Source organism: Rhodococcus sp. PvP016 (genome assembly GCF_017832185.1).
In the GTDB taxonomy this organism is placed as follows: domain Bacteria; phylum Actinomycetota; class Actinomycetes; order Mycobacteriales; family Mycobacteriaceae; genus Rhodococcoides.
This window is the reverse complement of sequence record NZ_JAFIBH010000001.1, coordinates 1-24,048: the sequence shown is the minus strand read 5'-3', so window position 1 is coordinate 24,048 and position 24,048 is coordinate 1. Positions and strand designations below refer to the sequence as shown.

Below are 24,048 nucleotides of genomic sequence, written 5' to 3'. Positions count from 1 at the left end.
GGCCGGTCGCCCGCGTGGTGACCGGCCTTCGTCGTGATCGGGGTCAGCCGACCAGGTTGATCAGCGGAGTCCCGTCGGCGAGATGTCGGATGTTGGCGACGATGTCGCGGCAGCGGCCCTCGAACGTACGGCGCGTGATGCCGGACGAGTGCGGCGTCATCAGCACGTTCGGCAGGCTTCCGAACGGGAGTGCACTCGGCTCGCCGCGACCGTCCGGGCCGGGGTAGCTGTACCAGACGTCGATGGCCGCGGCGCCGAGCTCGCCGGTCGCCAGCGCGTCGTGCAGCGGCCGCTCCTGCACCAGGGGCCCGCGGCCGACGTTGATCAGGACTCCCGCGGGCCCGAGGGCGCGGAGCTCGTCCGCGCCGATCATGCCGGTCGTCGCCGCGGAGAGAGGCGCCGAGACGACGACGATGTCCGACTCCGCCATCAGCCGCGGAAGTTCCGTGGTGTCGCCGGCCCACTCCAGGCCGTGAGCGGCCACGTCGACGGCTCCGCGTCCGGTCACGGCAGCGCCGAGGCAGCCGAGGGTGCGCAGCAGCGACCACGAGCGCTGCCCGATGTGGCCGAAGCCGACGAGGCCCACACGGGCGCCCGCTGTCGCGGACGGCTGGGGCAGCGTGTCGTCGTACACCGAGGTCGACCAGACGCCCTGTCGCAGTGCGCGATCCTGCGTCAGGAAGCCGCGCCGCAACAGCACCGCCGACGCGAGCACGTACTCCGCGATGGAGTCCTCGTGGTGGAACGTGTTGGCCAGCAGTGTGGTCGGCGGAAGGGCCGCACGGGCGACGTTGTCGACACCGGCCCCCGCGACCTGGACGAGTCGCAGGCCCCGACCGGCCTGCGCCATGGCCTCGGTGACCCGGCCCCCGACATGGACGTCGGCTTCGGCGAGGTCGGCGACGAGCTCGTCCTCGTCGAAGCGTTCGTGCCACGACACGACGGTGCCGTCCGGCATCCCCGCCTCGACGGCGTCCCGATGCGGGAGAAGATTGCGGTCCGCGACGACGACCTTCATGCGCGCTGCAGGCAGGGGCGCTTGCTGTCGAAGGTCCAGTTCGGCACCAGGTACTGCATGCCGATCGCGTCGTCGCGGGCCCCGAGCCCCTCGCGCTGATACAGCTCGTGTGCGGCCTCGACGCGCTCCATGTCGAGGGTCACTCCGAGACCCGGCGCATCGGGGACGGTGAGGTACCCGTCCACGATGGGGAACGGACTCGTCGTGATGCGCTGCCCGTCCTGCCAGATCCAGTGCGTGTCGATGGCGGTGATCTCACCGGGAGCGGCGGCTGCGACGTGCGTGAACATGGCGAGCGAGACGTCGAAGTGGTTGTTGGAGTGCGAGCCCCACGTCAGACCCCAGGCGTCACAGAGCTGCGCGACGCGGACCGATCCGTTCATCGTCCAGAAATGGGGATCCGCGAGCGGGATGTCGACGGCTCCGGATCGAATGGTGTGCCCCATCTCGCGCCAGTCGGTGGCGATCATGTTGGTGGCGGTGGGCAGACCGGTCGCGCGCTTGAACTCGGCCATCACCTCGCGCCCGGAGAATCCGCCTTCGGGTCCGACCGGATCCTCCGCATAGGCGAGCACGTCGCGCAGACCACGGCACGTCTCGATCGCGTCCTTCAGGAGCCACCCGCCGTTGGGATCCAGCGTGATGCGTGCGGCGGGGAAGCGCTCCGCGAGGGCGCGGACGGCGTCGGCCTCCTGCGCTGCGGGAAGGACGCCGCCCTTGAGCTTGAAGTCCTGGAAGCCGTACCTGGCGTGCGCCGCTTCCGCGAGTGCGACCACGGCGTCGGGCGTCAGTGCCTCCTCGTGGCGCAGGCGGGACCAGGCGTCGGCGGAGCTGCCCTCGTCCGACGGAGCGCGGTACGCGAGATCCGTCTTGTTCCGGTCGCCGAGGAAGAAGAGATACCCGAGTGCCTGCACCCGGTCCCGCTGGCGGCCGTCACCGAGCAGGGCCGCGACGCTCACCCCCAGGTGCTGGCCGAGGAGATCGAGCAGCGCACTCTCGACGGCCGTCACGGCGTGCACGGCGATCCGCAGATCGAAGGTCTGGGCGCCGCGTCCACCGGAGTCGCGGTCTGCGAACGCGCGGCGCATCGCGTTGAGAACGGCGTGGTAGTCGCCCACCGAGGCGTTCTCGACGAGAGCTCGGGCGTCCTCCAGACAGCGGCGGATGGGCTCGCCGCCCGGCACCTCGCCCACACCGGTGCGCCCGTCGGAGTCGGTCAGCACGACCAGGTTCCGGGTGAAGAACGGTGCATGGGCGCCGCTGAGATTCAGCAGCATGCTGTCGTGGCCGGCGACGGGAACGACGCGCATCGCGGTGACGACGGGCGTGGCATGGGAGGTTCTGACCTCGGTGACGGTGCTCACGTCGATGAGCCTAGAGCGGGTAATTCATTCCCGTCCAACACCATTTGTGGATGCAGCGATGCAGGGCGGGTATCGGTATGACTGCGCCGGTGCGGAGTGCACACACCTGCGGTGAACCGCACACCCCTTTCAGCCGGCTGTAGTGGGTGTGGGCTCACCAGAGGGTGTGTGCGCTCCCCAGTCGCGCCCGCTGCGCCACCCGAACCCGAGCACCTCACACCAGCGCATCGACGAGCAGCACGAGCGCACCACCCGCGGACACGACGATGGACACCCATCGCAGCCGTCGACGGTCGAGTACGCGGTTCACCCAGCGCGAGGCCACGTACCCGAGCGCGACGACGGGCAGGAGCAGGGCGCCGGTCGCCAGGGAGTGCGCGTCGAGGGAACCGGTGACCCCGAGCGCGGCCAGCGACATGATCGAGCCGATCAGGAAGAAGCCGCTCATGGTGCTGCGCAACGCGGCGCCGCTGCTGCCGCTCCAGATCAGCGCCATGGGTGGCCCGCCGATGGACGTGGCGGTGCCGAGCAGTCCGGACGCGGCGCCCGCGGTCATGAGCGATCCGCGTCGCGGTGTCGGCGACCAGCCGATCGCCGTGGCCACGACGCCGAACAGCACCACCGCGCCGAGCATGATGGAGACTCCCCGCTCGGGCAGCGCGACGAGCAGCGCGGCGCCGGCGATCACGCCGGGTACTCGTCCCACCAGTGCCCAGCCGGCCCCGCGCACGTCGATGCTCGTGCGCTCCCGTACCACCACCAGCGCGGTGAGCGCGGTGGCGAGCAGGATGATCGTGCCGGGCACCATCCGCGGATCGATGATGGCCAGGATGGGCGCCGCGACCATCCCCATGCCGAAGCCGATGGACGACTGGAGACACGACGCCATGAATACCGCGACGCCCACGACCAGCCATTCGAGGCCGGTCATGCGAGCACGGTCATACGGCCACGGCGTCCGATCGCGGGTGGTGGCACTCGGCGATGTGCAGGTTCCCGAGACGCCCGACCGACGGGGGGACGCCCGTGGCACAGACGTCCGTCGCGTGAGCGCAGCGCGTGCGGAAACGGCAGCCCGACGGCGGGTTCAGAGGCGACGGTACCTCGCCCTCCAGGAGGATGCGCGAACGCCGGGTCGAGGGATCCAGTGTCGGAGCTGCCGACATCAGCGCCTCGGTGTACGGGTGCGTGGGGTGGTCGAAGACGTCGTCCGTCGGTCCGGTCTCGATGATCCGGCCGAGGTACATCACGGCGACCCTGTCGGCGACGTGCCGCACCACCGACAGGTCGTGCGAGATGAAGACGTAGCTGATGCCCAGTTCCTTCTGCAGGTCGGACAGCAGGTTGAGTACCTGCGCCTGGACCGACAGGTCGAGAGCCGAGACGGGCTCGTCGCACACCACGACACTCGGGTCGAGTGCCAGGGCCCGGGCGATGCCGAGACGCTGGCGCTGACCACCGGAGAACTCCTGCGGGTAGCGGTGCTCGTCGCTGGGACGCAGACCGACGAGGTGCAGCAACTCGCGGACGCGGGCGGCGCGGTCGCGCTTGGTCTTGTACATCGTGCGGTGCGTGTGCCACGGCTCCGAGATTATCTCCGCCGCCGACATCCTCGAGTTGAGCGATCCGTACGGGTCCTGGAAGACCATCTGGATCCGCCGACGCCACGCGAGCAGTTCCTTGCCCTTCAGGCCGAACGGATCGACGCCGTCCCACGACACGGTGCCCGTGTCGGGCCGTTCGAGCATCATGAGCGTGCGCGCGAGAGTGGACTTGCCGCAGCCGGACTCACCGACGAGGCCGAGGGTCTCGCCGCGGCGCAGCTCGAGGTCGATGCCGTCGAGTGCCCGCAACTTCTTGTGGCCGCCGCTGCCGGCCGCGACGTCGAACGTCTTGGAGACTCCACGGACCTGGAGCAACGGTGCGGCCTGCGTGGCCGCGGCCTCACTCGCCACTGTTGTCGTAACGGACACCGGACACCTCCTCGGGGAAATGGCATGCGGTCGCGCGGCTGGTGCCGGCGACACTGCGGAGCTCGGGGCGCTGCGCGACGCAGACGGCGCGCGCGATGGGGCATCGAGCCTGGTACACGCATCCCGGCGGGATGGAGTGCAGATCCGGCGGGGTGCCGCCGATGGACTGGAGGTGCTCGCCGCGCACGGTGGCGACGGGGACCGAGTCGAGCAGTCCCTTCGTGTACGGATGCTGCGGTGAGCCGAACACCTCGGCGACGGGCCCGGTCTCCACGACGGTGCCGGCGTACATGACGGCGACGTCGTCTGCTTCCTCCGCGACCAGGGCGAGGTCGTGCGTGATGAGGATGACGGCCATGTCGTGCTCGGTGCGCAGGTCGCGCAGCAACGACATGATCTGGGCCTGCACGGTGACGTCGAGAGCGGTGGTGGGCTCGTCCGCCAGCAGCACGGTGGGGCCCAGGGCGACGGCCATCGCGATGAGCAGGCGCTGACGCATGCCGCCCGAGAACTGGTGCGGGTAGGAGTCGGCGCGCGACTCGGGCTCCGGGATGCCCACCCGTTCCATCAGCGAGATCGCCTCGACACGTGCAGCTTTCGCCGACATGCCGCGGTGGATGCGGAACGGTTCCGCCAACTGTGTGCCCACGGTGTAGACGGGGTTGAGCGCCGTCAGCGCGTCCTGGAAGACGATGGCGAGTTCGTTCGCGGCGATGCGGCGGCGGGTCTTGGAGTTCGCCGTCACCAGGTCGGTGTCGCCGAGCATGACGGTGCCGTCGACGATGTCGGCGATCGGCTCGAGCAACCCGACGAGGGCCTGGGCCGTCATGGACTTGCCGCAGCCGGACTCGCCCAGCAGTGCGAGTGTGCGGCCGCGCTTCGCGCTGAACGACACTCCGTCGACGGCACGCACGGTGCCCGACGGGGTGCGGATCTCGACGGTCAGGTTGTCGACCTCGAGCGCGGTGCGGGCGAGAGCGGGAGCACTCATCGGCGTGCCTTTCTCTTCGAACGCGGGAGGGTGAGGCGCCAGCGCTGTGCCGGGTCGGTGGCGATGCGGGCCCATGCGGCGAGCACGGTCGCGGACACGGTGGTGATGACGATGGCGAGTCCGGGGAAGAAGGAGAGCCACCAGGCACTCTGCAGGTAGGTACGGCCCTGGGACACCATGAGGCCCCAGCTGATGTCGGGCGGCTGGATGCCGATGCCGAGGAAGCTGAGCGACGACTCGGCCAGCATGACGAAGCAGAAGTCGAGCGTGGCGACGGTCAGCAACGTGGGCAGCAGGATGGGCACCACGTGGCGACGGATCACCGCGCCGCTGCCGGCGCCGAACGTGCGGGCCGCGTCGACGAACACCCGCGATCGGAGCTCCGCGCTCTCGGCGCGGGCCGTGCGGAGGTAGATCGGGATGCGGGTGATGGTCAGGATCAGCACGATGTTCGCGGCGCTGGGGGAGAAGACGTAGAGCACGACGACGGCCATCAGCAACGACGGGAAGCTCATGATGACGTCGGCGACGCGCATGGCGGCGGTCTCGCGCCAGCCGCGGTGGTAGCCGGCCCACATGCCGATGATCGAGCCGATGATGCCGGACAGGATGACTGCGGGGATCGCGACCGACAGCGTGGTCCGGCTGGCGAGGATGAGGCGCGCGAGCATGCTGCGGCCGAGCGGATCGGTGCCGAGGATGTTCATGAAGCCGGTGTCGAGGGAGAACGGCGCCAGATTGGATCGATCGAGGTCCTGACGGGTGGCGGTGTCGCCGACCAGCATGGGACCGAAGATCGCGGTGAGGAAGACCAGCACCAGGATGCCCGCCGCGATGGTGGCGACGCGGTCCCGCAGCAGCAGACGCCACAGCGGCATGGAGGTCGTGCGCGAGGGCGCGGCGTCCGGGGTGGGCGGCAGTACCGGGGGAACCGGAACGCCCGAGCTGTCCTTGCTTGCTTCGAGTGTCATGGGTGTACCTCTCAGACCTTGGCCTTGTCGCGAACCCGTGCGTCGAGCAGCGCGTAGCACGCGTCGATCACGATGTTCAGAACGAAGATGCTCACGGCCGTCAGGAGAACGGCTGCTTGGAGGACGGCGAAGTCGCGCTGCAGGATTGCGTCGATCATCAACTTGCCGATGCCGGGCCACCCGAAGATGGCCTCGACCACGACGGCGCCGTTCACCAGGCCGACGGTGAGGTCGCCGGCGACGGTCAGAGCGGGAGCCGCTGCGTTGCGCAGCGCATGGTGGGTGACGACGCGCAGGTCGCCGGCGCCCTTGCTCCGTGCCAGCCGGACGTACGGTGCGGACAGGGCGGACACCATGGCTCCGCGGACCACCTGGGTGAGCACGCCCAGCGGACGGATCAGCAGGGTCGCGATCGGCAGGATCCAGGCGGCAGCACCGCCGGTTCCGGAGGTCGGCAGCACACCGAGCACGACGGCGAAGATCCAGACGCCGGTGATGGCGAACCAGAAGTCCGGGATGCTGGCCGCGGTCATCGACAGCAGACTCGAGAAGCGGTCGGCGATCGAGTTGGGGCGGTAGGCGGCCCAGCAGCCGATGACGATGGAACCGATGACGGCGAGCAGCATCGTCACGAAGGCCAACTGCAGCGTCGCGGGGAAGGCTCGCAGAGCCATCGTCGATGCGGCTTCACCGGTGCGCAGTGACTCGCCGAAATCGAGATGCAGGACGCCGCCGAAGTAGTCGGCCATCTGCGTCCACACGGACTGGTCGAAGCCGTTCTGCGCGGCGAAGGCCTCGCGTTGGGCGGGGGTGGCCGACTCCGGCAGGTAGAGACTGGTGGGGTCGCCGGTCAGTCGGGCGAGGAAGAAGACGCCGATGAGGACGACCAGCAGGGGTACGAGGCTGGTGTAGACGCGTCGTCGAAGGAAGGCGAACATGGCGGTCACTCCCTTCCGGAGGTGGGCTGCTGGCGGGTGGGGCTAGTCGGTCGCATCGGAACTCCGGGTCATCTCGGCCAGTCGCATCTCGTCGACGGTGGCGGAATCGGGGGTGTAGTCGATGCGCGGGTCCTTGGCCAACACACCGTTCATGTGCGCGATGTACGCCATCTGCGTGATCTCCTCGGGTTCACGGGCGAAGAGATCGGCGAACGCGGTCTGTCGCTCCTCGTCGGTCAGCGATTCGGCCTCGTCGATTCCCTCGTCGAAGTCGGTTGTGCCGTAGGAGCTCTGGAAGCCGTCGCTGCGCATGTACTGATCCATCGTGAACGCGGCGTCGCCGGCCTGGTTGCCGTGCTGGATCACCAGGAGGTACGGCCCGACGTTCGGGAACGGCCGTTCCTGGAACTCGGCGGTGCCCGCCGTGTCCTTCATCTCGATCTTCACGTTCAGACCGATGCCGGCCAGCGCGTTCTGGATCACCTCGACGGTCTCGTTGATCTTCGGGAACTGCCCGGTGCGGCCGATGAGGCGAATCTCGGTGTCGACGGGAACGCCGTCGGCGCGAGCCTCGTCGATCAGGGCCTTGCCTTTCTCCATGTCGTACGGCCACGGGGTGAGCTCGTCGTTGTAGCCGACGACGCCGTCCGCGATGAGTTGCGCTGCGGGCGCTCCCATTCCGCGGAACAACGCCTTGACGATGCCCGCGCGGTTGATGGCGTAGTTGATCGCCTCGCGCACGCGCTGATCGTCCAGTGGCGGTGTGGTGGCCTGCATCCGCAGTGCGGTGGTCTCGTTGTTCGGGAAGGCGACCCCCAGGTCGCCGGCTCCGTCCTCGGGGCCGAGGCCGGTCGCGATGTCCGCCTCGCCGTTGGTGACCATGGCGGCGCGGACACTGCCCTCGGTACGCCACTGGTAGACGGCCCGCGTGAATTCCGGTGCGGCGCCCCAGTAGGTGTCATTACGCACCAGAGAGAGTCGCTGGCCGTAGTCCCACGAGTCGATGCGGTACGGGCCGGTGCCGATCGGCTCGCGGGTCCGCTCGGCGCTACCGACCTCGCTCTTGACCATCTCGATGAACGAGAGCCGAAGCGGCAGAATCGGATCGGGAGTCGGTGACGCGACGGTCAACGTCGTCGGATCCACGGCGCGGACGGTGAGGTCGTCGTCGCCGAAGACGTATCCCTCGACGTTGCAGGCCAGATCCGAGTTCACGGCCCGATCGATCGACACGGCGGCGTCCTCGGCGTCGAACGGCGTGCCGTCGCTGAAGGTGACGTCGTCGCGCAGGCGGATCGTCCACTCGGTGTCCGACGTGCGCTCCCAGGACGTGGCGAGCTTCGGTTCGAGGTCGCCCGTGGTGGGGTCACGCTCGATCATGGGTTCGGTGATGTTGGACCGCGTGACCACGCCGATGGCCGTCAACGAGACATCGCACGGCTCCAGGGTCGGTGGTTCCTGCGGCAGCACGATACGGACGGTGTCGGGACTCGCGGCGTCCCCGCTGTCCGAGTTCGCGACGGTGCATCCGGTGAGGAGTGCGGACGCGGCGATCACCGACACCAGGGATGTGGCGCGGGTGGGTCTCATGGATTCCTCCAAGCTGAGGGGGCTTCGCCGGGCGCGTGGTGTCGGGGCTGACGACGCACGCCGGGGTGGAGCCGATGGACCGCCTGTGACGGTAGACACACGGTAGGAGTGGGGGGAGTGACCGTCAACAGACGATCGGCCGGGAAATCGCAGTTCGGGGCCGATTTCGGGCTCGCGGTGACGGCATCGAGCGATCCGCATCACAATGCCGAGGCTCTGACCTGCTGCGTCACGAGAACACACGATATCAATACCGGAAGAGTATGAATCCATGCTAATTGCGTGTTGGACCGGTATTCGTCGGCCGACATACGATCACCGCAGACGATGGCCGTCGCTCCTGGTGGCCGTCGCACTGTGAAGGAGGCGGCATGACCGACGGTGGAACGCCGAGCTCGAACGGATCGGTATCGGGTCTCGATGGGCCGCAGCGATTTTCGCGCGTTCTCCGGGTCGGCGGACTCAAGCCGTCGCTCATGGAGGCACTCGAGGCCGGCGGCGCGCTGGTGCTGCCGGACGATGATCGCGACGACATGCTCGGCCGGCACGCCGACGAGATCGTCGCCGTCGTGACGTCCGGCCGTGTCGGCGTGAAGGCGGACCTCATGGACCGCCTGCCCGCACTGCGCGCGATCGTCCACTTCGGGGTCGGGTACGACGGCACCGATGCCGACGAGGCCCGCCGCCGCGGGATCGGTGTCAGCAACACTCCGGACGTCCTCACCGACGCCGTCGCGGACACCGCCCTCGGGCTGCTCATCGACATCCTCCGCGGCTTCTCCGCCGCCGACCGCTACGTGCGCGCGGGCGAGTGGACCACAAAGCCCATGCCGCCGTTGGCGCGGCAGGTCAGCGGATCTCGGGTCGGCATTCTCGGTCTCGGGCGCATCGGCGGCGCCATCGCGCACCGTCTCGAGGCCTTCGACTGCACCATCGGCTACCACAACCGCAACGTCGTCGAGTCGAGTCCGTACCAGTACTACTCATCTCCGCGCGAACTCGCTGCGGCAGTGGAGGTTCTGGTCGTGGCCGCGGCCGGCGGACCGGAGACGCAGCAGCTCGTCGACAGGGAGACGCTGGACGCACTGGGGCCGGACGGCTTCCTGATCAACGTGGCTCGCGGCAGCGTCGTGGACGAGGACGCACTCGTCGAGGCGCTGCAGAGCGGACGGTTGGCCGGCGCCGGGCTCGACGTCTTCGCTCACGAACCCGAGGTGCCGGACGCGCTTCGCGCCCTCGACACCGTGGTGCTGCTTCCCCACGTCGGGAGCGCCACGGTGCAGACCCGCGCCGCGATGGAAGCGCTCACCCTCGAGAACCTGAACTCGTTCCTCGCCGACGGCACGTTCGTGACGCCGGTCTTCCAGCCCGATCAGAAGGAGACCCGATGAGCGTCGTCGTGGGATATGCGGACACCGTCGAGGATCGCAACGCACTGCCGTTCGCGTTCCGCGAGGCCAAGATGCGCGGTACCGACGTCACCGTCGTGGTCGACGGTGATCGCAGTGCGGTCGACGAGCTGATCATGGCTGCCCGCACCGACTCCGGCGCCGACGGCGTGGCGGCACGGGTGGCGGAACCGGTTCCCGGCCGCTCGCACGCCGACAACCTCGTCGACATGTCCTACGAGCCGGACGTCGAGCTCCTCGTCATCGGCGTGCGTCGCCGCTCACCCGTCGGAAAACTGTTGCTCGGCAGCCTGTCTCAGCGTGTCCTGCTCGACGCACACTGCCCCGTCGTGGCCGTCAAGCCGCCGGTCGAGGTCGCGCACTAGTTCGCCTGTCCTTCCCGCGGACGTTGCGGGGAGCCGCGGATGCTGCAGGATCAGCGGTGACCTGTCCGATCCGCGAGAAGCAGCAGCGCCTTCACGTCCGTCAGCACACGGTGCAGTGCGGGATTGGCGGCGTCGTGACGCCACGCGGCGTTCAGTCGCACGGGTTCCTCGGTGCTGGAACGGATCTCGCGGAACACGACGCCCTCGGTGTGCATCGTGCGCGCCGATGCCGGCACCAGGGCGCAGCCCAGGCCGGAGCTCACGAGCATCAGCATGGTGTGCACCTGAGTCACGTACTGCACGTACCGAGGCGTGACCCCGGCGACGGTGAAGGTGCTGATGAGGAGCTCGTGGAAGTAGCGGGCATCCACCGGGGAGTACATGATCACGGGTTGATCGTCGAAGTGCGTCACGCTCAGACGCTCCACGTCGAGGAGTTCGTGCCCCTCGGGAAGCGCAGCGACGAGTGCCTCGCGGTGGATGGGCCGCGTCAGGATTCCCGGTCGCGTGACGGTGGGACGGATCAGGCCGAGGTCCAGATCCCCGCTCGTCAAGGCGTCGATCTGAATCGACGACACCATCTCCCGCAGCACGAGTTCGACGTCGGGCAGAGCCGCGCGCACGTCCGAGAGCAGCCGAGGCAACACGGCGTGCGCGGACGCCGCGGTGAAGCCGATGACGACGGTGCCCAGATCACCGGCGGGGACGCGCTTGACGGTCAGTGCTGCGCTCTCGGCCAAGCGGACGATCCGGCGGGCGTCGGGCAGGAACGCCACGCCGGCGGCCGTGAGAGTCACCGAGCGTGACGTCCGATCGATCAACTGCACGCCCAGTTCACTCTCGAGCTGCTGGATCTGCCTGCTGAGCGGGGGCTGGGTCATGTGGAGCCGCTCTGCGGCTCGGCCGAAGTGCAGCTCCTCCGCGACGGCGATGAAGCACGTCAGGCGCGAGAGCGAGAACATCGGCTCAAGATAGCCGACCGTGTGAACGGCCGGTCACCATCGCGGCGAGGAGTTGACGAAGTCGGGTTCGAGACTCTGCCGGTAGCCGGTGTCGTCACGGTCCCTGATCCCGCAGTCGAGGTACTGCTGGTGCAGCCTCGCCAGCGCGTCCTCGTCGAGTTCGATGCCCAGCCCCGGACCCGTGGGTACCGCGACGGCGCCGTTCTCGATACGCAGAACGCCCGGGACCACGACGTCCTCGGTCTTCCACGGCCAGTGGGTGTCGCAGGCGTACGTGAGATTCGGCGTGGCGCCGGCGAGGTGCACCATCGCGGCGAGCGAGATGCCGAGGTGGGAGTTCGAGTGCATCGACAAGCCGAGCCCGAAGGTGTCGCAGATGCCGGCGAGCAGCCGAGAGCGCTGCAGTCCGCCCCAGTAGTGGTGATCGGACAGCACGACCCCGACCGAGTCGCGACGGACCGACGGCTCGAGCTGATCGAACGCCACGACACACATGTTGGTCGCCAGGGGCATGGCGGCCTTGCGAGCCACTTCCGACATCCCGTCCAGGCCCGGTGTGGGGTCCTCGAGATACTCGACGACACCGGTCAGGGCCGACGCGACCTCGAGGGACGTGTCGACGGTCCACGCCGCGTTGGGATCCAGTCGCAGCGGGAGATCGGGAAAGGCCTCGCGCAGCGCGTGCATCGCGGCGATCTCCTGCTCGGGTGGGAACACCCCGCCCTTGAGCTTGATCGCGCCGAAGCCGTACCGGTCGATCATCCGTCGGGCCTGCGCGACGATGCCCTCGGGATCGAGCGCGGCACCCCACTCGTCGTCCGCAGAGCCGGGGTGCCCGGCCCACTTGTAGAAGAGGTAGGCACTGAACGGCACGGCCGTGCGGACCAGGCCACCGAGCAGATCGGAGACGGGCCGCCCGAGGATCTTGCCCTGGATGTCGAGGCACGCCACCTCGAACGGCGAGAACACCCGATCGGTGGTGCTGGCCGTCGTGATCATGCCGGCCACCCCGTCGCCACCCGTCACCGTCAGGCCGCCCAGGCACTCGTCCACGACGGCGCGCAGCGAGTGGAGTGCGAAGACGTCCACCCCGACCATGGCCTCGGCCGCCGCGTTCAGGCGAACGAGATGCGCGGTGTCGGCGTAGGTCTCGCCCAGGCCGACGACGCCGTCGTCGGTCCGGATCTGCACGATCGCGCGGAGAGCGAAGGGCTGATGGACTCCGACGGTGTTGAGCAGCGGCGGGTCGGCGAAGGCGACGGGGGTGACGGTGACGGCGGTGATGCGGGCGCTCACGAGTGCACGGCCTCCTTGGTGACCGAGTCGGCTGCGAGGGAGTCGGCGAGCACGGCGCGGCCGGCCGCGATGATCGCGGTGAGAGCCTCCACGTCCGCGGGAGCGGCGTCGATCAGCGGTGCCCGAACAGGGCCGGCTGCAACACCTTCGAGGGTGACGCCCGCCTTGATCAGGGAGACTGCGTAGCCGGGCACCGAGTCGCGCAGGCGCACGAGCGGGTGGAAGAACTCGCGCAGCAGGGCGTCGGTGAGCGTGGCGTCGTCGTTCTCGAGCGAGGTGTAGAACGCCAGGGCCAGCTCCGGGGCGAAGGCGAACGTCGCCGAAGAGTAGAGCGTGACGCCGATGGCGCGGTATGCCTGCTGCGAGACCTCGGCCGTGGGCAGTCCGTTGAAGAACTGGAACGCCTTGCCGGTGGGCGCCAGGGAGTCCTCGACCGCGCGCACGATACGCGAGACGCGATCCAGATCTCCTGTGCCGTCCTTGAATCCGACGACGGTGGGGAAGTGGGCGACCTCCACGGCGGAGGCCTCGTCGTAACGCGCGTTGCCGCGGTTGTAGACGATGACCGGCAGGTCGGTGACGGAGGTGACCTCGCGGGTGTACTCGACCAGACCGGCCTGCGGCATGGCCACCAGGTACGGCGGCAGCAGCAGGATGCCGTCGGCACCGTTGTCACGAGCGGACCGGGCGAAGATCTTCGCCTGGGCCACCGAGCCACCCGCGCCGGCGTAGACCGGGACGCGGCCGGCGACGGTACGCACCGCGGTGGCGACGATCTCGCCGAACTCGACGGCCTCGAGCGCATGGAACTCACCGGTGCCGCAGGCGATGAAGACACCGCCGGGGCCCGCGTCGACACCCTTGGCGATGTGCTCGGCGAGGAGTGCGTGGTCCACCTCGCCGGAGTCGGTGAAGGGGGTGACAGGGAAGAAGAGGACGCCGTCGAGCATGAGATCTCCTGGTGTACGAGAAGTTGAGGTGGTGTGGGATGTCCGGAGGCCGGTCGGTCAGCTGATGAGAAAGTGTCAGTCGCGTGAGAGCTGGCCGTCGACACGCCGCCAGATGCCGTCGGGGTTGCCGTCGGCGATGGCGCTGGGGAGCAGCGCGGTGGGGACGTCCTGGTATGCGACGGGGCGCAGGAACCGTTCGATGGCGAGCGAGCCGACCGATGTCGAGCGCGAGTCGGACGTCGCCGGGTAGGGGCCGCCGTGGACCATCGCGTGGCCCACCTCGACGCCCGTGGGCCACCCGTCGAAGAGGATGCGTCCGGCTTTCAGCTCGAGGACGCGGAGCAGGCGTCCGGCGTCGGCGTGATCGGCGGCGTCGGCGTGGATCGTCGCGGTGAGCTGACCTTCGAGAGCGCGGGCCACGGCGGCGACCTGCTCGGCCGAGGTGCAGCGGACGACGAGCGCGGAAGCGCCGAACACTTCGGCCTGCAACACGTCTCGGTCGAGGAACGTCGCGGCGTCGGTGCTGAAGAGTGCCGCGCGGCCGGCGTTGGGTGCGTCGGTGACGGTGCCGCGGGCGACCTCGTCCGCGGCAGTGCTCAGCGCGTCGACACCCTGTGCGTAGCTGTCGGCGATGTTCGGCGTCAGCATGGTGGTCGGGGTGCTGGTCGCGACGGCGTCCGCGGCGGCCGCAACGAAGGCGTCGAGTCCTGGTCCGTCCTGCGCGATGACGAGGCCGGGGTTGGTGCAGAACTGTCCGGAGCCGAGCGTCAGGGAGGCGACGAAGGCGCGGCCCAGATCCGCGGCCCGCGTCTCGAGGGCGTGCGGGAACAGGAACACCGGGTTGATGGAGCTCATCTCGGCGTACACCGGGATCGGTTCCGGTCGATCGGCGGCGGCGCGCACCAGAGCGGTTCCGCCCGAACGAGATCCGGTGAAGCCGACGGCCTTGACGCGCGGGTCGGTGACCAGAGCGGTGCCGATGGTGCGGCCGTCGCCGTAGACGAGCGAGAACACGCCTGCCGGCATGCCGGTCGACGCGGCGGCCTCGGTGATCGCGCGGCCGACGTATTCGGACGTACCCGGGTGGGCGTCGTGGGCCTTGACGATGACGGGGCATCCGGCGGCGAGTGCCGACGCGGTGTCGCCGCCGCCGACGGAGAAGGCGAGCGGGAAGTTGCTGGCGCCGAATACGACCACCGGTCCGAGGGAGACCTTGCGCTGGCGGATGTCGGCGCGGGGAAGGGGTGCGCGATCCGGCTGTGCGGGGTCGATGCGGGCACCGTTCCAGCTGCCCTCGCGGAGCACCGAGGCGAAGAGGCGGAGCTGTCCGCTGGTGCGGCCGACCTCACCGGTGATCCGACCGACGGGCAGGCCGGACTCGGCCACCGCGCGCTCGATGAGCGTCTCGCCCAGCGCCCCGATGTTCTCGGCGATGGCGTCGAGGAAGTCGGCGCGCGCCGCGGACGTGGTGGAGCGGTAGGCGTCGAAGGCCTCGTCCGCCGCCGCGCAGGCCGCCTCGACGTCGGCCATCGTGCCGTGCCGGTAGGCGGGCTCGAGATCCGCGCCGGTGGACGGATCGATGCCGTGGACGGTCGTGCCGGTGCCGGGGACGGTGGACCCGGCGATGATCAGCTCCCCGGTCAGAGGAGTAGTGGTCGTCACCGTTGCAGTCATCAGTGCATCAGCCCTTCTCGCAGTGCGTGGTTGTACAGACGACGCTAAGGCGCCGTGTCATACAAGTCCAAGTCAAAAATGCACTTCGGCGATGCACTGTCGGTATCGATGGGGGTGACGCTTCAGTTCCCGCTGGCGTTGTGTGTTCCCGTGGTGGTTGCAGCGGCCGCGGGAACACGGAACATCAGCGGGAGCGCACTCGCACGGCGACCGTGCCCACGAGAACGACCACTGCCGCCGTCACGGCAGTCCACCCGACGGTGGTGCTCAGGACCTCGCCGGACAGGCGCCCCTGCGCGACCCACCCCAGTCCCCACGCGAGCGACAGTGCGGGCGCGATCCGTCCGGCAGAGACGGTGGCCAGGAACAGTCCGACGAGCGCCGCGACGACGAGAACGAGGACGGCCCACAGGGTGGCCGCCGACTCGACGCCCGTCGACGCGAGCCATGCGCTGAAATTTGCGACCGTCGCGATCGCAACCCACCCGAGATACAGCCCCACGGTGCCGTCGGTGATGAGCGCGTCGACGGCGGTGGTCCGCTGGGCCGCGATCAGCCGCGCGAACACGAACGCAAGGCTCGCGAGCAGCGCGACGATCACGACGACGCTCAGCAGTACCTGCCCGAACTGCACCACGGTGATCCACGCGGCATTGAGCAGCATCGTCACGGCGATGGGCACGCGGAGTGCTCGTTGCCGCTCGGACCGGCGCTGGGCGGGCAGTGCCTGCCACACCGCGTAGGCGATCAGTCCGAGGTATATCACCGACCAGATGGAGAATGCGGGTCCGGCCGGTGCGACCAGGGTGGCTGTCGCGCTGAGGGCGCCGGCCGCCGCTTCGGCGATGGGTGTGCCGACCACGGCGCCCGAGCCGAGGAATCCTCCGACCACAGCGATGATCGCGCTGACGACGACCAGGAGAACCGGGCCCGATGATGCGGGCTCGGTGCGCTGCCGAGGTGTGGCCGTGTCGTGGGTCATGGGAGTCCTTCGAGTGCCGGAGTAGGGGCCAATGGGTGCCCTGTCGAAAGTTTCATGAAACAAAACCGAAGTATGTTTGAAGGACAAATAGGGGCGCCGCGAGATGTACCGACGACGAAAGCCATTCATGGGCGATGATCACGCCAATCCCAGGATCCGGTCAAAGCGGGCAATACGTGCAGGTGGAGGCCATTTATGCCGAACTAGGTGGGTACTTTACGAGCTACGCGAACGACCTGCTCAAGACCTCTTCAGACGTCGAGCGCACCGCCGGAGCACGACGTGTTCGAGAAAGGCGTAACGGCGAACCAGGAAATGGCGAATAATTGGCAGAGCGCGCGCATCGCATCTGCGACTGCCGTTCGACGCCTGCCCGAACATCTCGGTAGTGGGCACCACCCCGACAGCGGGCATCGCCGAGGGCACTTACGAGATCGACGGAGCAGTCACATGAACAAGGCAACCAAGGGCGCGATGGCGGCAGGCGCGGCAGCTCTTCTTCTCCTCGGTGGAGCGGGCAGTCTGGCTCTGTGGAGTGACTCCGAGTCGGTCGACGGAGGGGCCATCAATACCGGCACGCTCGACATCAGTTCGGCGGCAGGGACGTGGCAGGACGTGTCGGTGCCGGGTGTGCCGGTCGACATTTCCGACATCAGCCTCTTCCGCATGGTGCCCGGCGACACCGTCGAGTACACCACCGAGATGACTGTGACTGTCATCGGTGACAACCTGAGTGCCGACGTGGAATTCGATCCCACTTTCGTGCCGGTGTTCACCGAAGGCCCGGACGCCGGCATCCTCGCAGCGCGCAACATCACTCGAGTCGCGCCCACCGCGGCGAACTTCACCGTCGACGTCGATGCTTTCCGGGAGGGCACCACAACTCCCGTCACGACGATCACCGATGCGGACGACAATCTGGTCATCGACGTGACCGTGTCCATCGCATTCGATGCGATCGACCAGGTCGGGATCAACACGACGGCATCGTTCGAGGACTTCGACGTGACCGTCCAGCAGGTCCGCCCGTAATCGACAGCAGCTTTCTCCTCGTGAAGTCGAAGGTGGTCCTCGGCGCCGCGGCGGTTGTTGCCGCCGCGGCGCTGGTGGGTGGGTCGGTGCAGGCGACCGGAGCGTTGTGGAGTGATCGGGAGCAGATCACCAGTTCCTCGGTGACCACCGGATTTCTCGACCTCGCGCCCGGTACCCGGTCGTCCGGTTCCGTCTTCACCTTCGCGGCGTTGCAGAAATCACCTGTAGCTGTGGATCAATCGGTCAGTGCACTGTTGGTCATCACCAACAGTGGTACCTCTCCGCTTCGTTTCCGCCTCGATTCCGCAGGCCCCACCGTATCGACTCCAGGTGCGACGGTTCAGGTGGCGTTGTCCGCCTCGGTCTCCCCGTCGTGCGGATCGGGCCCGTCCGCGTTCCCGGCGTTTACGGCGTCCTCAGCGACAACCACGGCCGTCGGCGCGCCGTGGCAAGCGTTGGCGGTCGACGCCACGACAACGTGGTGTGTGACTACAGTTCTGAAGTCTGTGATCGGTGCGCCGTCGGCGACGTATCAACATCGGTTCTCGTTCGGAGTGCAGTCGACATGACCCATCACGTGATACCAGAGGAGGCTGAAGGCGTCGGCGACTCTCAGCCGACCGGTCCGCTGTGGTGGATCAAGACCATCGTGTCCTGGACCGCACTACTCGCGGCTACGGCGATCCTGCTCGTGGCGGTACTGATTCCGAAGATTGCGGGCGCGCAGCCTTACACGATCCTGACACCGTCCATGGTGCCTACCTACCCGCCGGGAACGCTCGTCGTGGTCAAACCTACCGACGACATCGGCATCGGCACCGTCATCACTTACCAGCTCCAGTCAGGTCTTCCCGAAGTGGTCACCCATCGTGTGGTCGGGACCGCATTCGACGACGACGGCGAACGTCGATACATCGCCCGTGGTGACGCGAACGACGTGCCAGACCAATCGCCGGTGCAACCCGCGCAGGTCAGGGGATCGGTCTGGTACAGCATCCCGTACCTCGGATACGTCAACAATTGGCTGACAGGATCCACTCGCACCGCGGTCGTCGGTATCGCTGCGGGTGTGCTCATCGGTTACGCGGCATGGCAATTCGCCTCGGCTGCCCGAGAGCGATCCAAGAAGAAGTCCGCGTGAGAATTCGCCAGGTGCTGGGCAGCGTGCGGCTGAAGGCGGCGCTGAGTCTCGGCATGGTTCTGGGACTCGGCTCGGTGGGAACTCTCGCGGCGTGGTCCACAACCGCCAGCACCACATCCGGAACATTCGTCTCCGGCACGGTGGACATCAAGTTCGACGACGGCACAACCAACGGGAACCAGGGCTTGGCCGGCAGCCCGTACATCGTTGCGCTTCCGACGGGCACACTTCTGCCGGGACAGTCGAAAGCCGCCGCGGTCAAGGTCAAGAACGGTGGAACACTGGGTTTCACGTACACCGGCGTGCTCTCCGTTGCTACTCCGGGGTTGTCACTCACCTCGGTGGTGACGGCGGGTGCGCCGACCGTCAACGCGTCCTCCAACACCTGCAGCGGGACGGGTGGGGTTCTGAACTCGGCGCGAACCGTCGTCGCCGGAGCCGTGGACACCATCTGCGTGCAGATCACACTTCCCACCGCATCGCTCTCGACTGATCAGGGCGTGTCCGGTTCGGTGAACCTCGTACTGACGGCGACGGCTGTCAATGGCTGACGTACTGGATCCGCCGCGCCGTCACACCAGCCGAGCACTGAATGTCCTGCTCGGTATCGGTGCAGCGCTGGGTGTCGCGTGCATGGTGTTCACCGTGCTCGCGATGTCCCTCTCGTTGACTCCGTTGGTGGTGACGTCGGGATCGATGGCTCCGGCCATTCCCACCGGATCGCTTGCCGTAGGCCGAGACGTTGCGGCATCAGCGCTTCGACCCGGCGACGTGGTGAGCGTCGTACGCGACGACGGTGCCAGGGTGACGCACCGCGTACAGGGGGTCGAGTCCATTGCCGGTGACTCTGCGTCGCTCGTGTTGAAAGGCGACGCCAACGCGGAAGCCGATGTTCAGCCGTATGCCGTTGCCGACGCCTCCAGGGTGATCGTGAGCGTGCCGTACCTCGGATACGGGGTGGCTTGGATGAAGACGCCGTTCGCGTTGGTGATCGGTGGTCTTCTGGCGCTGGCGCTGCTCTACCTCATCATCCGACCGTCGGAGCCCCGCCGCGGCGGTGACAGTGCGGCCTTCGGCCGCCATCGCATCGCAGTCGTCGTACTGGCTGTGTGTGTCGCGGGTGGCGTCGTTCCAGGGTTTTCGCGTGCCGACGGAACCCTCGCGGCCCAGACAGACACTGCCAACGCACGAGCCACAGTGACAGCTGGGACGCTTACCCGCCCTACCAGTTTCACGTGCAATACGGTCGGGTTGAGTGCGCGGCTGAGTTGGGTGGCATCGAACTCCGCCTACGGCCATCGCCTCACCTACACCCCCACAGTCGGCACTCCGGTCGTGCAGACTTTCGACTCGAGTACTACTTCGACCACCCCACCGCTGTCACTCTTGAATCTGTTGACCAACTGGACAGTCACGTTGCAGTCGACCTTCTTGGAGTGGAGATCGACGCAGTCGTTGACACGCACGGTCAGTTCGACGACCGTGATCACCAGTTGTGTCACCAGTGGGTCTACAAGCTCCGCCGCCTCTGCTGCACGCCTCGCATCGCCCCCCGAGGCCGCGACAACGGAGGGGCCGAGCACCTCGAGCACCTCGAGCACCTCGAGCACCGAGGCGGCCACAACCACCGCCACCTCGACCACAACCTCCACCACAACCATCTCGCCGACAACGACGCCTGGTTCGACCACCGACCCCACGCCGACAACCTCAGCGACCACCGCCGCTCCGACCACCACCGCTCCGACCACCACTGCACCGGTCACTACAACCACGCCCCCACCGCCACCGGCCGGCGCGTTCGTTGCGGATGGAACGTCGAGGTCGGTCGGCGGCAACACAGCCTCCGTGTCGGGCGGTGAACTCACAGTCACCGACACCGTGGGATCTGTGCTCTACCGGCAGCCCATCACCATCAGTGAGCGATACGGAACCGGTGTGGTCTGGTCCTCCGACGGCAACCTCTACGTCCTCGGTGAGGGCGAGTCCCGCCAGGTGGCGGTGGCGAACGGATCGTTCTTGTCCTCGTCAGTGAGTGAGTCGGCACTTCCGGCTGACATCTCTGCCCTCCTGTGAGACGCGGCCGTGCCTGACTGCCCACAAGTGGACAGAATCGACGGGATCCCGCCGATCGGCACCGTTTCCGGGCACTGAGGCACGGGCATACTCCTTTGAAGCGACAGTGAGGAGATCACCGGTGGACCACAGAGGCGTGCTCATCGACGCGTACGACCGCATCAAGGAGACCGTGCACACGACGCTCGACGGCCTGGATCGTGAGGCGCTGACCTACCGCATCGATCCGGAGGCCAACACCATCGCCTGGCTGGTGTGGCACCTCGCGCGGGTGCAGGACGATCACGTCGCGGGTGTGGCGGGCAGCGAGCAGGTCTACACCGCTTACGGATGGAACGCCCGCTTCGCGCTCCCGTTCGACGACGATGCCATCGGGTACGGGCAGTCGACGGAGGACGTGGGCAAGGTCGACGTCGACGCGGAGTTGCTCACCGGGTACGTCGATGCCGTCCATGCGCGCACCGTCGAGTACCTCGACACCCTCACGGCAGAAGACCTCGACCGGGTGATCGACGAGAACTGGGATCCGCCGGTCACTCTGGCCGTCCGCCTCGTCAGTGTCGTGTCCGACGATCTGCAGCACATCGGCCAGGCGGCCTTCATCCGCGGAGTCGTCGAGCGGCGGTGAGAGAGCCCCGTGTCGGACGGCCGTGACATCGTGACGGCACTCAGCACGAGAGGACCCGAACGATGACCACCACCACCTGGCCGCTGCGCTGGCCGGCGTCCGCACGCGATGTCGCCGACGGCATCGTTCGGCTCTCCGCGGCGCTGCGAGAGCCCGACGCCGACGCGGTCAACGGCGCTGTGTCGGAACTGGCTTCGCAGAACGGTGTTCGCGTCGAGGACGTCTACGCCGCCATCCTGCGGATGCTCCTCGAGGCTGCTCATCCCGACGGCCTCGACGGCGACGACGTGGGCGCCGTCGTCCGCGAGGCCGCCGCGAAGGACACCGGGTCGGATCCGTCCGATGTCGTGGCCGTGGTGCTCGGCACCCTGGGGGTCCATCCGGAACCGGAGCGTCGGGCGAGCGGGTCGAGCGCGGAGGACGAGAGTCAGGACCCCGACGATCGTCGAGACGACGGCCAGGTGGTCGTGGCCAGGATGGCCGCGGCGCCTGCGATCCGTGCGTCGGCGGCGGTGACGGAAGTGCTTCTCGCCCGCATCGGGTCACCGATCGAGGCCGTGGTCACCATGGTCGTCGACGACATCGCCGCCGCAGAGACCATCGAGTGGCCGTGATCGCTCGTCCGATCCGGTGATACTGGTACGGGTAACGTGAGCCCTCATGCGCGAGACACTGACGTGGGACCTGTTCGGCACGGCGTCGCGTGAGCTCACACGCACCGTCGTGGACAGTGGCTTCCGGCCGGACATCGTCATCGCGATCGCACGCGGCGGACTCATCCCGGCCGGGGCTCTCGCTTACGCGATGGGTGTGAAGGCCGCCGGCACGCTCAATGTCGAGTTCTACACTGACGTCGAGGAGACGCTGCCGGATCCGGTGGTGCTCGCGCCATTGCTCGACACAGATGCACTCGTGGGCAAGAAGCTGCTCGTCGTGGACGACGTCGCCGACTCCGGGCGCACTCTCGCGCTGGTCGTGGGCTTACTGAAAGAGCATGCAGCAGAGGTGAAGTCGGCTGTCGTCTACACCAAGCCGCGCACCATCATCACGCCGGACTTCTCGTGGCGCGAGACCGATCTGTGGATCGAGTTCCCATGGTCCTCGGAGCCGGTCATCGAACAGAGCTGACCGGCTGCCGTCAGCGGATCGCCACCTCGGCGCCGCGGAGTGCGGGTGCACCGATCAATGTCGTCCAGGACGGGACCGCGGTGGGCTCGACGCCGCTGCCCTGTCCGTAGATGACGGCCAGCGTGTCTCGCTCGGCATCCGATCCGGCGTAGGACGCGTCGGCCGGAACGGGTGACTGCTGGGGGAGCGATGCGTACTCGATGTCCTGCGGGCCGGGATTGCGCGAGGGCACCTGGTACGACCCGTCGTTGAGTCCACTGCCCGGGTACTGCGGGAAGAACCGTCCGGGTGCGGTGACGTCCTGGTAGCAGGCGGCCGGCCTGTCGTCGAAGAGGCGCGGTTCGTCCTGGTTGGGGAGGTAGCCGCCGCGCGGGTTGACGAAGTTGATGGTGGCTCGTGCGCCGGGATACGGATCATCCACTCCCAGAATCCGTCTCGCCTCGCCGATCAGGCCCGCGAACTTGGGCAGCATGCAGCCGAACGTGGGGGAGAACTCGGCGAGCAGCTCCAGCGTCTCCCTGCTGCCGTCGGCGATGGTGATGATCGACTCGGCATTCGCCGCGAGCAGGTCCGCGGTGCTGCCGGACGACGCGGTCGCCGACGTCAGCAGCGTGTCGACGGCGGGACGTCGCTCGACGAGGGTGTTGCCCGTGACGCTGAGATTGTCGAGTGCGTCGAGCAGATCGGGAGCCGCGGTGGAGTAGGTCTCCGTCAGGGCGGCGAAGTCGACGAGATCCTGCTGCAGCGCCGGCAGCTCACGGCTGAGGCCGGTGACGATCTCGTCGAGTCGGTCGAGTGTGCGACCCAGTGCCTCGCCCCGCCCGTCGAGGGCCTGCGACAGCGCGCCCAGAGTGGTGGCCAGCTTGTCCGGGGGAATGGCGTCGAGCAAGGGCAGCAGGCTGTCCAGTAATTGGCCGACCTCGATGGCGTTGCCGCTCGTGTCCTGCTCGATGACGTCGCCCTCCGCGATGGGAGTGCCCGTTCCTCCTCGCGGAATCTGAAGTGCGACGTAGCGCTCGCCGAACAGCGTCTTCGGCAACAGGCGCGCCGTCACGGACGCCGGAATCATCGGCGCCGAATCCTCCTCGAGCGCGATTCGGGAGATCACGACACCGTTCTCCGTGGTCGACGATCGCACCTGGCCGACGATGACTCCCCGCACCTTGACGTCGGCATCGGGTGGCAGCGCGTTCCCCACCGAATCGGTACGCAGTTTCACCGTCACCACGGATTCGAACGTCCGGGCGTACACCGCGGTGGTGAAACCGACGAAGGCCACCACGGCCAGAAAGAACGCGAGACCGGCCAGGCGGCGCACCATCATCCGGGAATGGTGACCGCGATCACACCATTTGTCAATGGCCTCTCGACCGTTGACACGAAAGGATCAAGGGGCACTGATGTCGATGAGCACCTTTCCGGTGACCCCGGACTCGACGGCGGCATGAGCATCGGCAGTGGCATCGAGAGAGAAGCGGTGCAGCGGCAGCCCGTGCGACTCACCGACCGGAAGTGCGCCGGCCCGAACAGCTTCGGTCACGTCGTGCTTGGCGCCTCGAG

The 24,048-nt window shown here is 67.9% G+C and carries 25 protein-coding genes and 1 pseudogene; 11 read left to right on the top strand and 15 right to left on the bottom strand.

The genetic code is table 11. From position 1 onward, the window contains the following. Positions 1-43 precede the first annotated feature (43 nt). From JOE30_RS00120 to JOE30_RS00085, 8 genes are all read right to left on the bottom strand, one after another. A complete protein-coding gene (locus tag JOE30_RS00120; protein ID WP_204868904.1) occupies positions 44-1,018 on the bottom strand; it encodes a 2-hydroxyacid dehydrogenase in 975 nt (324 codons plus the stop codon). Then, positions 1,015-2,328 (bottom strand): enolase C-terminal domain-like protein, encoded by a 1,314-nt coding sequence (locus JOE30_RS00115; RefSeq protein ID WP_204870630.1) that lies wholly within the window; start codon positions 2,326-2,328, stop codon positions 1,015-1,017. Before JOE30_RS00115 ends, JOE30_RS00120 begins: the two co-directional genes overlap by 4 nt. 268 nt (positions 2,329-2,596) lie before the next feature. Next, positions 2,597-3,313 (bottom strand): sulfite exporter TauE/SafE family protein, encoded by a 717-nt coding sequence (locus JOE30_RS00110; RefSeq protein WP_204868903.1) that lies wholly within the window; start codon positions 3,311-3,313, stop codon positions 2,597-2,599. A 10-nt stretch (positions 3,314-3,323) separates the two neighbouring features. Beyond that, positions 3,324-4,355: a dipeptide ABC transporter ATP-binding protein gene (locus JOE30_RS00105; RefSeq protein WP_307806006.1), complete on the bottom strand. Its 1,032-nt coding sequence runs from the start codon at positions 4,353-4,355 to the stop codon at positions 3,324-3,326. Beyond that, on the bottom strand, positions 4,327-5,346 hold the full coding sequence (locus tag JOE30_RS00100; protein ID WP_204868902.1) for an ABC transporter ATP-binding protein: 1,020 nt from the start codon (positions 5,344-5,346) through the stop codon (positions 4,327-4,329). Before JOE30_RS00100 ends, JOE30_RS00105 begins: the two co-directional genes overlap by 29 nt. Further along, positions 5,343-6,317, bottom strand: coding sequence for an ABC transporter permease (locus JOE30_RS00095; protein WP_239532449.1), 975 nt, complete (start codon positions 6,315-6,317; stop codon positions 5,343-5,345). Before JOE30_RS00095 ends, JOE30_RS00100 begins: the two co-directional genes overlap by 4 nt. A gap of 11 nt (positions 6,318-6,328) precedes the next feature. Beyond that, the gene (locus tag JOE30_RS00090; RefSeq protein WP_204868901.1) at positions 6,329-7,255 is read right to left on the bottom strand and encodes an ABC transporter permease; all 927 of its coding nucleotides are present in this window, start codon (positions 7,253-7,255) and stop codon (positions 6,329-6,331) included. 42 nt (positions 7,256-7,297) lie between these two features. After that, positions 7,298-8,845 carry an ABC transporter substrate-binding protein gene (locus JOE30_RS00085; RefSeq protein ID WP_204868900.1) on the bottom strand — a complete coding sequence of 516 codons (1,548 nt, stop codon included), beginning with the start codon at positions 8,843-8,845 and terminating at the stop codon, positions 7,298-7,300. 371 nt (positions 8,846-9,216) lie between these two features. On the opposite strand from JOE30_RS00085, the gene JOE30_RS00080 reads away from it, so the two are divergent. Further along, positions 9,217-10,236, top strand: a complete 1,020-nt coding sequence (locus JOE30_RS00080) for a 2-hydroxyacid dehydrogenase (RefSeq protein ID WP_204868899.1) — start codon at positions 9,217-9,219, stop codon at positions 10,234-10,236. Continuing rightward, a complete protein-coding gene (locus JOE30_RS00075) occupies positions 10,233-10,619 on the top strand; it encodes a universal stress protein (protein WP_027504712.1) in 387 nt (128 codons plus the stop codon). Before JOE30_RS00080 ends, JOE30_RS00075 begins: the two co-directional genes overlap by 4 nt. A 50-nt stretch (positions 10,620-10,669) precedes the next feature. On the opposite strand, the gene JOE30_RS00070 is transcribed toward JOE30_RS00075, so the two are convergent. The 5 genes from JOE30_RS00070 to JOE30_RS00050 all read right to left on the bottom strand — a co-directional run bounded on the left by JOE30_RS00070 (position 10,670) and on the right by JOE30_RS00050 (position 16,483). Then, entirely contained in the window at positions 10,670-11,581 is a 912-nt protein-coding gene (locus tag JOE30_RS00070) for a LysR substrate-binding domain-containing protein (protein WP_204868898.1), read from the bottom strand. A gap of 33 nt (positions 11,582-11,614) precedes the next feature. Further along, positions 11,615-12,877, bottom strand: coding sequence for a glucarate dehydratase family protein (locus tag JOE30_RS00065; protein ID WP_204868897.1), 1,263 nt, complete (start codon positions 12,875-12,877; stop codon positions 11,615-11,617). After that, the gene (locus tag JOE30_RS00060; RefSeq protein WP_204868896.1) at positions 12,874-13,827 is read right to left on the bottom strand and encodes a 5-dehydro-4-deoxyglucarate dehydratase; all 954 of its coding nucleotides are present in this window, start codon (positions 13,825-13,827) and stop codon (positions 12,874-12,876) included. Before JOE30_RS00060 ends, JOE30_RS00065 begins: the two co-directional genes overlap by 4 nt. Before the next feature lie 75 nt (positions 13,828-13,902). Continuing rightward, complete coding sequence (locus JOE30_RS00055; protein ID WP_204868895.1) at positions 13,903-15,501, bottom strand: aldehyde dehydrogenase (NADP(+)); 1,599 nt, start codon at positions 15,499-15,501, stop codon at positions 13,903-13,905. Positions 15,502-15,685: 184 nt separating this feature from the next. Continuing rightward, complete coding sequence (locus tag JOE30_RS00050; RefSeq protein ID WP_204868894.1) at positions 15,686-16,483, bottom strand: tryptophan-rich sensory protein; 798 nt, start codon at positions 16,481-16,483, stop codon at positions 15,686-15,688. 450 nt (positions 16,484-16,933) lie between these two features. On the opposite strand from JOE30_RS00050, the gene JOE30_RS00045 reads away from it, so the two are divergent. The 5 genes and pseudogenes from JOE30_RS00045 to JOE30_RS21760 form a co-directional block, all read left to right on the top strand. Continuing rightward, a complete protein-coding gene (locus JOE30_RS00045; RefSeq protein WP_204868893.1) occupies positions 16,934-17,515 on the top strand; it encodes an alternate-type signal peptide domain-containing protein in 582 nt (193 codons plus the stop codon). A 20-nt stretch (positions 17,516-17,535) separates the two neighbouring features. After that, on the top strand, positions 17,536-18,084 hold the full coding sequence (locus tag JOE30_RS00040) for a hypothetical protein (protein ID WP_204868892.1): 549 nt from the start codon (positions 17,536-17,538) through the stop codon (positions 18,082-18,084). Further along, a complete protein-coding gene (locus JOE30_RS00035) occupies positions 18,081-18,656 on the top strand; it encodes a signal peptidase I (RefSeq protein ID WP_204868891.1) in 576 nt (191 codons plus the stop codon). The genes JOE30_RS00040 and JOE30_RS00035 overlap by 4 nt, the downstream gene beginning before the upstream one ends. Further along, on the top strand, positions 18,653-19,207 hold the full coding sequence (locus tag JOE30_RS00030; RefSeq protein ID WP_204868890.1) for a SipW-dependent-type signal peptide-containing protein: 555 nt from the start codon (positions 18,653-18,655) through the stop codon (positions 19,205-19,207). Before JOE30_RS00035 ends, JOE30_RS00030 begins: the two co-directional genes overlap by 4 nt. Beyond that, a pseudogene (locus JOE30_RS21760) lies at positions 19,200-19,622 on the top strand (signal peptidase I); the annotation flags it as partial. The gene JOE30_RS00030 and the pseudogene JOE30_RS21760, both read left to right, overlap by 8 nt. Before the next feature lie 341 nt (positions 19,623-19,963). On the opposite strand, the gene JOE30_RS21130 reads toward JOE30_RS21760, so the two are convergent. Then, complete coding sequence (locus JOE30_RS21130; RefSeq protein ID WP_239532448.1) at positions 19,964-20,536, bottom strand: hypothetical protein; 573 nt, start codon at positions 20,534-20,536, stop codon at positions 19,964-19,966. Position 20,537: 1 nt separating this feature from the next. Between JOE30_RS21130 and JOE30_RS21125 the strand changes: the two genes are divergently transcribed. The 4 genes from JOE30_RS21125 to JOE30_RS00010 all read left to right on the top strand — a co-directional run bounded on the left by JOE30_RS21125 (position 20,538) and on the right by JOE30_RS00010 (position 22,488). Beyond that, positions 20,538-20,732, top strand: a complete 195-nt coding sequence (locus JOE30_RS21125) for a hypothetical protein (protein ID WP_239532447.1) — start codon at positions 20,538-20,540, stop codon at positions 20,730-20,732. A gap of 121 nt (positions 20,733-20,853) precedes the next feature. Next, entirely contained in the window at positions 20,854-21,360 is a 507-nt protein-coding gene (locus tag JOE30_RS00020) for a DUF664 domain-containing protein (RefSeq protein WP_204868888.1), read from the top strand. A gap of 62 nt (positions 21,361-21,422) precedes the next feature. Next, complete coding sequence (locus tag JOE30_RS00015; protein WP_204868887.1) at positions 21,423-21,974, top strand: hypothetical protein; 552 nt, start codon at positions 21,423-21,425, stop codon at positions 21,972-21,974. Positions 21,975-22,020: 46 nt separating this feature from the next. Beyond that, on the top strand, positions 22,021-22,488 hold the full coding sequence (locus tag JOE30_RS00010; protein WP_204868886.1) for a phosphoribosyltransferase: 468 nt from the start codon (positions 22,021-22,023) through the stop codon (positions 22,486-22,488). A gap of 10 nt (positions 22,489-22,498) precedes the next feature. Here the strand turns inward: JOE30_RS00010 and JOE30_RS00005 are convergent, their stop codons facing one another. Continuing rightward, on the bottom strand, positions 22,499-23,809 hold the full coding sequence (locus JOE30_RS00005; protein WP_204870628.1) for an MCE family protein: 1,311 nt from the start codon (positions 23,807-23,809) through the stop codon (positions 22,499-22,501). Between the last annotated feature and the right edge of the window lie 239 nt (positions 23,810-24,048).